This is a genomic window from Oceanisphaera submarina (assembly GCF_046521305.1).
GTDB lineage: Bacteria > Pseudomonadota > Gammaproteobacteria > Enterobacterales > Aeromonadaceae > Oceanimonas > Oceanimonas submarina.
The window spans coordinates 171,403-179,799 of sequence record NZ_JBKGFN010000007.1 but is presented as its reverse complement, the minus strand read 5'-3'; the positions used below and the strand labels follow the sequence as shown (position 1 = coordinate 179,799).

Below are 8,397 nucleotides of genomic sequence, written 5' to 3'. Positions count from 1 at the left end.
GTTCAGGCCGAGAATCGGTCTAATTTATTGTCCGGGATTAGTTGACCACTACAAGATGGTATGACAAGGCCATCGAACGTGGGGCTAGCGAGAGGTCGGTCGATAATGACCTTTGCAGTATTTTCTTCCGGGCAGACAAGTCTAAGCAAGACGAGATGAGGGCATATCTGCTCGGGGTCGATCTAGAGCGCTATCAATGGGTCAATAAGCCATCAGGCTTCGCAAAAGAAGGAAAGTCCATTATTCACCAAGTTTGAGTTCGGCGAGAAATACTTGCCGAGTGCTGAAAACTACCATTCATCCAGAAATATAACTTTTAATATATATACATTTTAAAAATTAATGTATTTTGGACGTAGGACGTAGGACGTAGGACGTAGGACGTAGGACGTAGACAGTGAAACCCGGAGGACTAATGTCGCGTTACTCGATGAAACACATGCTGACTTTCTGCACCGTGGCGGAATATGGTGGTTTTGTCGGTGCCGAATCGGTACTGGGCATGAGCCAGCCGGCGATCAGCACACATATCCGTGACTTCGAGATACGGCTCGGCTTTCAGTTGTGCCATCGGGGGCGAAGTGGCTTCAGCCTGACCGAGAAGGGGGAGGTGGTTTATCGCAAGTGTCGCGATATGCTCAACAATATTTCGGACTTTGAATCCGAGCTGGGCGAACTGCGCGATAAACTGACCGGAACGCTGCGACTGGGCTTGATTGACAGCACCATCACCAATCACGACTTTCCCATTTCCGATGCTATTCATCGTTTCTACGGCCGAAAGAACGACGTATCACTCAAGCTGGTGGTGCTGCCTCCCGAAGAGCTGGAGCGGGAGCTGCTGAACGGCAACCTGCATATCGCGCTGGGGTTGTTCCATAACCGGCACAGCGGGCTGAGTTACCGGCACCTGTGTATGGAAGCACACGGTTTTTACTGTGGCCGCCGTCATCCGCTGTTTGGGCTGGCGGATGACGACATCACCCTGGATACCCTCAGGCAATATCCGGTATCTTCTCGTACCTATCTGCACCATGCCGAGCTGCGGGGGCTGATGAAAGCCCGGGATGTCGCCATGGTATCCAATATGGAAGCGCAGGCGATCCTGATCACCAGCGGCAGCTTCCTCGGTTTTCTGCCGACGCATTACGCCAGACAATGGGTCGAGCGTGGCGAAATGCGTGCCATCGATCATCTCGATCTCTCCTGGCAGTCGGAATTCAGCATGGCGATGCGGGCGTCTCCCGCCCCGCAGGATATCGTCAGAATCTTTGCCGAAGACGTAGAAGCCACCATCAAGGCCGCCAGCCTCAGAAAGCCGGGAGAGTCCACCTGAGGTAGGCGACAGATCATTTCGAAGCATAACTTTCACATTTTGCATCATGAAATATAATATATACATAATAAGTTTTATATTTTTTGATTTATTAGCTCCTGCAATACTGAATTTCTTATTCAGGCGCTCAGACCTTCATCGGTATTCGGGCTTTTTATCAGCCAAAGCACCGGTCGGTCGGGCCGTTGGTCAAACAGGGGTAGACAAACTATGAGTGAAAATGCTTACGAAAAAGGCCGCTTGAACCTGCCGTTTGTTGGTTTCTGCACGTTCGGGAAGAAGCGGATCTGCGAAGACTGGGATAATATCAAGGCGGATGTTGCCTTTATGGGGGCACCTTTTGACTGCGGTACCCAGTGGCGCTCGGGAGCGCGCATGGGACCACGTGCCGTCCGCGAAGCATCAACGCTGTTTTCCTTCGGCCACGGTGGTGCCTATTCCTATGAAGAGGATCTGATGTACCTGGATGGCGTCGATATCGTCGATATCGGTGATGCAGACATGGTGCATACCAACACCGAAAAGTGCCATGCGAACATCGAATACGGGGTACGCAAGATACTCGATTCCGGCGCCCTGCCGGTGGTCGTCGGTGGTGACCATTCGGTCAATGCCCCTTGTATTCGCGCCTTTGAAGGCCGTGGCCCCATTCATATTATCCAGATTGATGCTCATCTCGACTTCGTCGATGAGCGCCACGGCGTTCGCTTCGGTCACGGCAACCCGCTGCGTCGTGCCTCCGAGCAGACATTCGTCACCGGTATGACCCAGCTTGGGATCCGTAATGTTTCCTCGTCCAACCGTGCGGATCACAAGGCGGCAGAAGATGCCGGCTCTACCATATTGTCGGTGCGCGATGTACGCCGTCTGGGTGTGGAAGGGGTACTGGCGTTGATCCCCAAAGGGGTGAATTATTATATCACCATCGATATCGACGGTTTTGACCCCTCTATTGCGCCCGGTACCGGAACCCCGAGTCATGGTGGCTTCACTTATTACGAAGTAATGGAAATCCTGCAGGGCGTGGCGTTCGGTGGTGAGGTAGTGGGTATCGACCTGTGTGAGGTCGCCCCCGATTATGATCATACCGGCACCACCAGTATTCTGGCGGCGCAGGTATTGATGAACCTGATAGGTTATGTCTTCCATGGCCGTCAATTGCGCCAGCAAGGCTGATAAGTAATATTGCATAACCGGTATGGTTCTGTCGCCATTCCCGCGAAGGCGGGAATCCAGGACTTGTGGCGCAGAGCTGTCAGGCTGAGGGTCGTCTGCAAAGACACTGGCCCCCGTCTTCGCGAGGGGGACGATAAAGGCAAACCAAACCCGGAATCCACATCAGTTATAAGATATTACTTAACGCTGATAAATAAGCGATATGCCGGCGTTACTAACGGAATATCGCTTCTTGCTTCCCGGCGGAAGCCGGGCCTGCATGACACACCTCACGTTCAAACCAACTGCTGTCCAAGTTTATCCTGGGCAATCAACCGCACCACATAGGCCAGTTTGAACAGGGCGGCGCTGATCACCAGGGTAATATGCATGAACACGGTGAGACCCAGTGACACCGATTGTTCACGCAGATAGGCCATGCCCAGGGCACCACAAAACACGACGAGAAAGGCAACCATAGAGGCATTGGCAAGGGTCAGCAAACGATGATGATTCATAATGTGCACTCCAAATGCTAGTTATTGGCCATCCTATTCCTACCTGACTTTATAGTCAATTAAAGTGGTGGCATTTTGAGCGGTAAAATGAGATCTATTTTCTTTTAGGGGGAATCTGAAGACTCGCCGAGAGTCGGAAGTCGCTCCTCACGATGAGCTGTTAAAAGCAAAATGTAGCGGAGTGAAGGGGGGCGAAGGCCCGGTTTCCCCGTTAAAGTGAGGCCTGCAAGCCGCCACTTCAGTTGGCGGGTCCGGCTCGGCTGCGCAGAAGAAGCCTCTTGAGGGAAAAACACCGCCTCCACGGATTTGGTGTTTTTATCGCTTACGGCTTCCAGCCTTATTTACCCGAATACCGCCAGTTGTTCGCTGAAAGGCGTGAGATCGCCGATATGCTTCGCCACCCACTCCGGGTTGTAGTAGGTGTCCAGATACCGCTCGCCGCCGTCGCACATCAGGGTGACCAGAGAGCCCCGCTCGCCGTTTTCCCGCATACGTTGGGCCAGTTGCAGCGCGCCCCACAGGTTGGTGCCGGTCGAGCCGCCGGCCTTGCGACCCAGAATGCGCTCCAGCCAGTGAATGGTGGCGATGCTGGCGGCGTCCGGCACCTTGATCATCTCGTCGATCACCTCGGGCAGAAAAGACGCTTCTACCCGCGGGCGACCTATGCCTTCGATGCGGCCACCGGCCTGGCTCACCAGACTGGCGTCGCCGCTCTGATAGCTGTCGTAGAACACCGAGTTTTCCGGATCGACCACCACCAGCCGGGTATCCAGCCCCAGATAACGGGCATAACGGCCCAGGGTGGCGGAGGTGCCGCCGGTTCCGGCACTCATCACGATGGCGCGGGGAATGGGGTGGGGCTCTTCGGCCAGCTGGCGGAAGATGCTCTCGGCAATGTTGTTGTTGCCACGCCAATCGGTGGCTCGCTCGGCAAAGGTGAACTGATCCATGTAGTGACCGCCGCTTTCTCGAGCCAGTCGCTCAGCTTGTGAGTAGACTTCGGCGGCGTGATCCACAAAATGACAGTGTCCGCCCAGACGCACGACCTGCTCGACCTTCTTGCAGGTGGTATGGCGCGGCATTACGGCGGTAAAGGGCAGCCCCAGCAGTTTGGCAAAATAGGCCTCGGACACGGCGGTGCTGCCCGACGAAGCCTCGACTACATGGGTGCCTTCGTTGATCTTACCGCTGCAGATGGCATGCAGAAACAGCGAACGTGCCAGCCGGTGTTTGAGGCTGCCGGTGGGATGAGTGCTTTCGTCCTTCAGATAAATGTCGATGCCGGTCAGACCGGGAATATCGAGACGGTACAGGTGGGTATCGGAGGTGCGCAGCTGATCGCTGGACAGGGTTTTGAGAGCGGTGCGGGTCCAGTTGTTCATGGTCGTGGCGTCCGGGGCTAGGGTAACAGGGAGAACCGAGCGGTTCTGTCATGTAAGAATTATATCCCTCGACTGAGGTAAAGTTTTTTCTATCTTTACCGCGTTGATGTTATTTTTTAGGAAATTTTTCTATGTAAGGCGATTTAAATAGTGGATATTTTTGATCGGCAGATCCTGGCTCTGCTGCAGCAAGACGCCTCACTGCCGCTAAAAGAGCTGGCCGAGGCGGTGAGCCTCTCCACCACCCCGTGCTGGAAGCGGGTAAAAAAGCTGGAAGAAGCGGGCTACATTCGTGGTCGGGTGGCGTTGCTGGATGCGGACAAACTGGGGCTGGGGCTGTCGGTGTTCGTTCAGCTCAAGACCCAGCATCACGACAGCCGCTGGCTGGCGCAGTTTGCAGAAACCGTGACTGACTTCGACGAAGTGGTGGAGTTTTATCGGATGTCCGGTGAATGGGATTACATGTTGCGGGTGGTGGTGGCGGACATCGGTGCCTTCGACCGTTTCTACAAAAAGCTGATCACCAGCACCGAAGGGCTCTCGGACATTACCTCCAGCTTCGCGATGGAGCAGATCAAATACACCACCGCCCTGCCGCTGGGTCACTAGAGGACGGCATGCCTAGCTCCGCCAGCGTTCCGGTGCGTAGGAGAACACCGGTAGCGACCAGTGCCAGCGAATGGCCGCCAGCCGAATGCTCAGACCTGCCGCAAACGAGACCAGCATGTTGAGATTTTCGTCCATGCCCAGCTCGCGCAGCAGCAGGTACTGCAGGGCCACCATCAGCGAGACGCTGGCATACAGCTCGTGGCGCAGCACCTGAGGAGTGCGGTTGCAGAGTACATCGCGCAGTATGCCGCCGAAAATACCGGTGGTAATACCGGCCATTACCACGATCGGTAGCGAATAATCGAGCCCGAGGGCAACGTTGCAGCCGATGATGGTAAAGGCGATCAATCCCATGGCGTCCAGCACCAGAAACAGCCGGTGCAGGCGATGCATGATCCGTGCAATCAGCATGGTGGCCAGTCCTGCGCCGATGGTGAGGTAGATATAAGGTGGGTGCTGGGTCCAACCGATAGGGAAGTTGCCCAGCATGATATCGCGCACCGTGCCGCCGCCGAGGGCAGTAAGAAATGCGATCAGACTCACGCCGAACAGATCCATATTACGGCGGCCGGCGGCGAGGGCTCCGGACATGGCCTCGGCGGTAATGGCAATCAGGTAGATATAGGTAAGCATCAGGGGATCCTGCGTTATAACTGCCCCTCCCTCTGTCCGCTGTACCTGAGAGTTTGTGCGGCGGCTGCCGCTTGCTCCTTCGGTGGGTTGCCGATCGCAACCGCTCTCCAGTTGGCGTGTTAATGGTTCGCAGTACTGTTGCCTGAGCGTTTATGGGAGTTTGCGCCTTCGGCGGAAGCATTCATGACTTCTCTCTCCTGCGAGGCGCGGATTATACCCAGAATACGGCGGTTGTTAATCTAAATCTGACACCGAGTTCAGTTTTTTATGCTGCTTGCCACCCCGGCAGAATGTATCCCCCGGGAGTGCACTCCATCAGTCCCCGAAAGGCGGCGATAAAGGCCGACAGGCTGTCGTAACCGCAGGTCAGGGCCAGATCAGATAGCAGGGGGCAATTTGTCCGGTCCGGTCATCATCGTTGCTTGCCTTGGAATTCAGTCGCCGGAAAAGACACCCATACCGACCAGTCAACATCATGGATGAATTGTTGAACCGCCGGTCTGCTGCCATGATAAAGCAAGGGTCGGCCAAGCTGCCGACATCGGCATTGTCCTTTATCTGGGCGGTTCGCTGTCGATTGTTGCAGGCCTGGGTTTTTGCAGTTGTTCTGAAATAGGGATGGTTAAGCCCATATGACTAAAAATATTGATAGTTCATCACCTTTACCCGCGAATATCGAAGAGCAGTCCGGTCAGATACCCGAAAATGTTGCCAGGCGTCGCTTACTGTCTGGCATTGTTGCCAGTGGTTCGGCACTGGTGATGTCAGGGCTGTTCAGGCAGGCAGAAGCGGCAGATCCTCTACCTATTCCCAAATGGACCAAGAGTCTGGGTGAGCCGGTCGCGGCTCGCCCCTATGGATTGCCGTCTCCCTTCGAAAAGGCAGTCATTCGTCGGGAAAGTCCTGCCGAATTCTCGCCACCGGGTTATGTTCCCCCCCTGTCGACCAGCTCCTGGGCGCTGACACCTTTGCAGGATTTACATGGCAGCATTACGCCCAACGGCCTGTTTTTCGAGCGCCATCATGGGGGCCTGCCCACCATAGATCCGGCGCAGCACCGGTTGGTCATTCATGGCCTGGTAAAGCGTGAACTCCTGTTTTCCATGGATGATCTGACCCGTTTTCCTGCCGTCAGCAAGTTCTACTTCCTCGAGTGCTCGGGTAACAGCGATACCAGCCTGGAAGGTAATCACGGTCAGACAGCCCAGGATGTTCACGGGCTGGTCAGTTGCGCTCAGTGGACCGGTGTCATGCTCTCGACCTTGTTGAGAGAGGCCGGCATTGATATCGACAAGGCACGCTACATTCTGGCGGAAGGGGCCGATGGCGCTGCCATGCTGCGTACTATCCCCATCAGTAGGGCGATGGACGATTGCATGATCGTTTATGCCCAGAACGGTGAACGCCTGCGACCCGAGCAGGGCTATCCCATTCGCCTGCTGGTACCCGGTTGTGAGGGGAATATCAATGTCAAATGGCTACGGCGACTGGAGGTGTCTGACATACCTGCATTTTCCCGAGAAGAAACGTCCAAGTATACCGATTTGACCGGACCCGACGGTATTGCCCATAAATCTTCGTTGTTTATGGAGGCCAAATCGCTGATCACTTTTCCGTCAGGCGGGCATGAACTGCCGGAAGCCGGTCATTACGAGATCAGGGGCATTGCCTGGTCGGGCAGGGGCAAGATCACCGGAGTCGATGTGTCGGTGGACGGAGGAAAAAACTGGCAGCCGGCCAATCTGGCCGAACCTGTGCTTGCCAAGTGCCTGACCTCCTTTACCCTGCCATGGCGTTGGGACAAGTCGTCGGCCACCCTGATCAGCCGTGCCAGAGATGAAACCGGATATGTTCAGCCGTATCTCGAGCAGTTGTTCAAGGCGCGAGGAAAGTTCTTTGTGTATCACAACAACGCAATGCAACCCTGGCGAATAGACGGCAACGGTAAAGTGACCAATGGCAACAGGGGCTAAATCGATGATTGATAACACACACATGGTGAAAAAATTGACTGCGATCGGTGCTGTTGCTTTCTGTGGTATGGCGTTTGCCGTTCCGTCGGATGATGAAAGCTGCCAGGAGCGGGAATATTGTCTGGGTGAGATCATAGATCATGATGTATATGCTGCCTGGGACATAGATATACTGCCCGATGGCAGAGGACTGCCCGACGGCAAAGGCGATGTTAAGAGTGGCAAAGGTGTCTATGAGACGAAATGTGCCAGCTGTCACGGTGCAGGTGGTTCGGGTGGCGTCAGGTTCAACCCGGAGTTCGCCAGTTTCCCGGCGCTGGCCACCATCGAAAATGCGACCCCGCTGACTTCCACCGACGGTTGGCCAACCAAAACCATTGGTACCTACTGGCCTTACGCGACAACGCTTTTCGACTACGTACGACGGGCCATGCCCTTTACTGCTCCCCAGTCGTTGACCGATGATGAAGTCTATTCCCTCACGGCCTACCTGCTGGCCAGGAATAACATAGTTCCTGAAGAGTTTGTGGCGACCAGAGAGACAGTGCCGGCAGTCAGGATGCCTAACGTAAACGGCTTTGTATGCGATGCTCGTCCAGACTCGATCACCGAACGCTGCATGAGCAACTGTGCCGTACCGGGTGAAGAGGGCTTCGTCGTCAAGGTACCCGACAATGTCAGTCCGGCACTGTCTGACTGCATGATATATGAGTAAGGCGATAGCCTTACTCCGCGGATTGACTCATCTACATTCAGTCACGCCAGTCTCTTGCTGGTACAGCGCCGTGCCC

At 55.1% G+C, this 8,397-nt stretch carries 8 protein-coding genes and 1 riboswitch; of the genes, 5 read left to right on the top strand and 3 right to left on the bottom strand.

Features of this window, described 5'->3' with window-relative positions; all coding sequences use genetic code 11:
- Positions 1 to 415 precede the first annotated feature (415 nt).
- Positions 416 to 1,336 (top strand): LysR family transcriptional regulator, encoded by a 921-nt coding sequence (locus tag ACLEIV_RS09175; protein WP_410456351.1) that lies wholly within the window; start codon positions 416 to 418, stop codon positions 1,334 to 1,336.
- A 210-nt stretch (positions 1,337 to 1,546) separates the two neighbouring features.
- Positions 1,547 to 2,512, top strand: a complete 966-nt coding sequence (locus ACLEIV_RS09170; protein ID WP_410456350.1) for an agmatinase — start codon at positions 1,547 to 1,549, stop codon at positions 2,510 to 2,512.
- 275 nt (positions 2,513 to 2,787) lie between these two features.
- On the opposite strand, the gene ACLEIV_RS09165 is transcribed toward ACLEIV_RS09170, so the two are convergent.
- On the bottom strand, positions 2,788 to 3,009 hold the full coding sequence (locus tag ACLEIV_RS09165; protein WP_410456349.1) for a hypothetical protein: 222 nt from the start codon (positions 3,007 to 3,009) through the stop codon (positions 2,788 to 2,790).
- A gap of 341 nt (positions 3,010 to 3,350) precedes the next feature.
- Positions 3,351 to 4,391 (bottom strand): PLP-dependent cysteine synthase family protein, encoded by a 1,041-nt coding sequence (locus tag ACLEIV_RS09160; RefSeq protein WP_410456348.1) that lies wholly within the window; start codon positions 4,389 to 4,391, stop codon positions 3,351 to 3,353.
- A 150-nt stretch (positions 4,392 to 4,541) separates the two neighbouring features.
- On the opposite strand from ACLEIV_RS09160, the gene ACLEIV_RS09155 reads away from it, so the two are divergent.
- Positions 4,542 to 5,000 carry an Lrp/AsnC family transcriptional regulator gene (locus tag ACLEIV_RS09155; RefSeq protein ID WP_410456347.1) on the top strand — a complete coding sequence of 153 codons (459 nt, stop codon included), beginning with the start codon at positions 4,542 to 4,544 and terminating at the stop codon, positions 4,998 to 5,000.
- 12 nt (positions 5,001 to 5,012) lie between these two features.
- Here ACLEIV_RS09155 and ACLEIV_RS09150 read toward each other — a convergent pair whose 3' ends face one another.
- Positions 5,013 to 5,633, bottom strand: a complete 621-nt coding sequence (locus ACLEIV_RS09150) for a trimeric intracellular cation channel family protein (RefSeq protein WP_410456346.1) — start codon at positions 5,631 to 5,633, stop codon at positions 5,013 to 5,015.
- 120 nt (positions 5,634 to 5,753) lie between these two features.
- Positions 5,754 to 5,843: riboswitch (glycine riboswitch) on the bottom strand.
- Between the two features lie 422 nt (positions 5,844 to 6,265).
- Here ACLEIV_RS09150 and soxC point away from each other — a divergent pair.
- Positions 6,266 to 7,606: a sulfite dehydrogenase gene (soxC, locus tag ACLEIV_RS09145; protein WP_410456345.1), complete on the top strand. Its 1,341-nt coding sequence runs from the start codon at positions 6,266 to 6,268 to the stop codon at positions 7,604 to 7,606.
- Positions 7,607 to 7,610: 4 nt separating this feature from the next.
- Positions 7,611 to 8,321, top strand: a complete 711-nt coding sequence (locus ACLEIV_RS09140) for a c-type cytochrome (RefSeq protein ID WP_410456344.1) — start codon at positions 7,611 to 7,613, stop codon at positions 8,319 to 8,321.
- Positions 8,322 to 8,397: the final 76 nt, after the last annotated feature.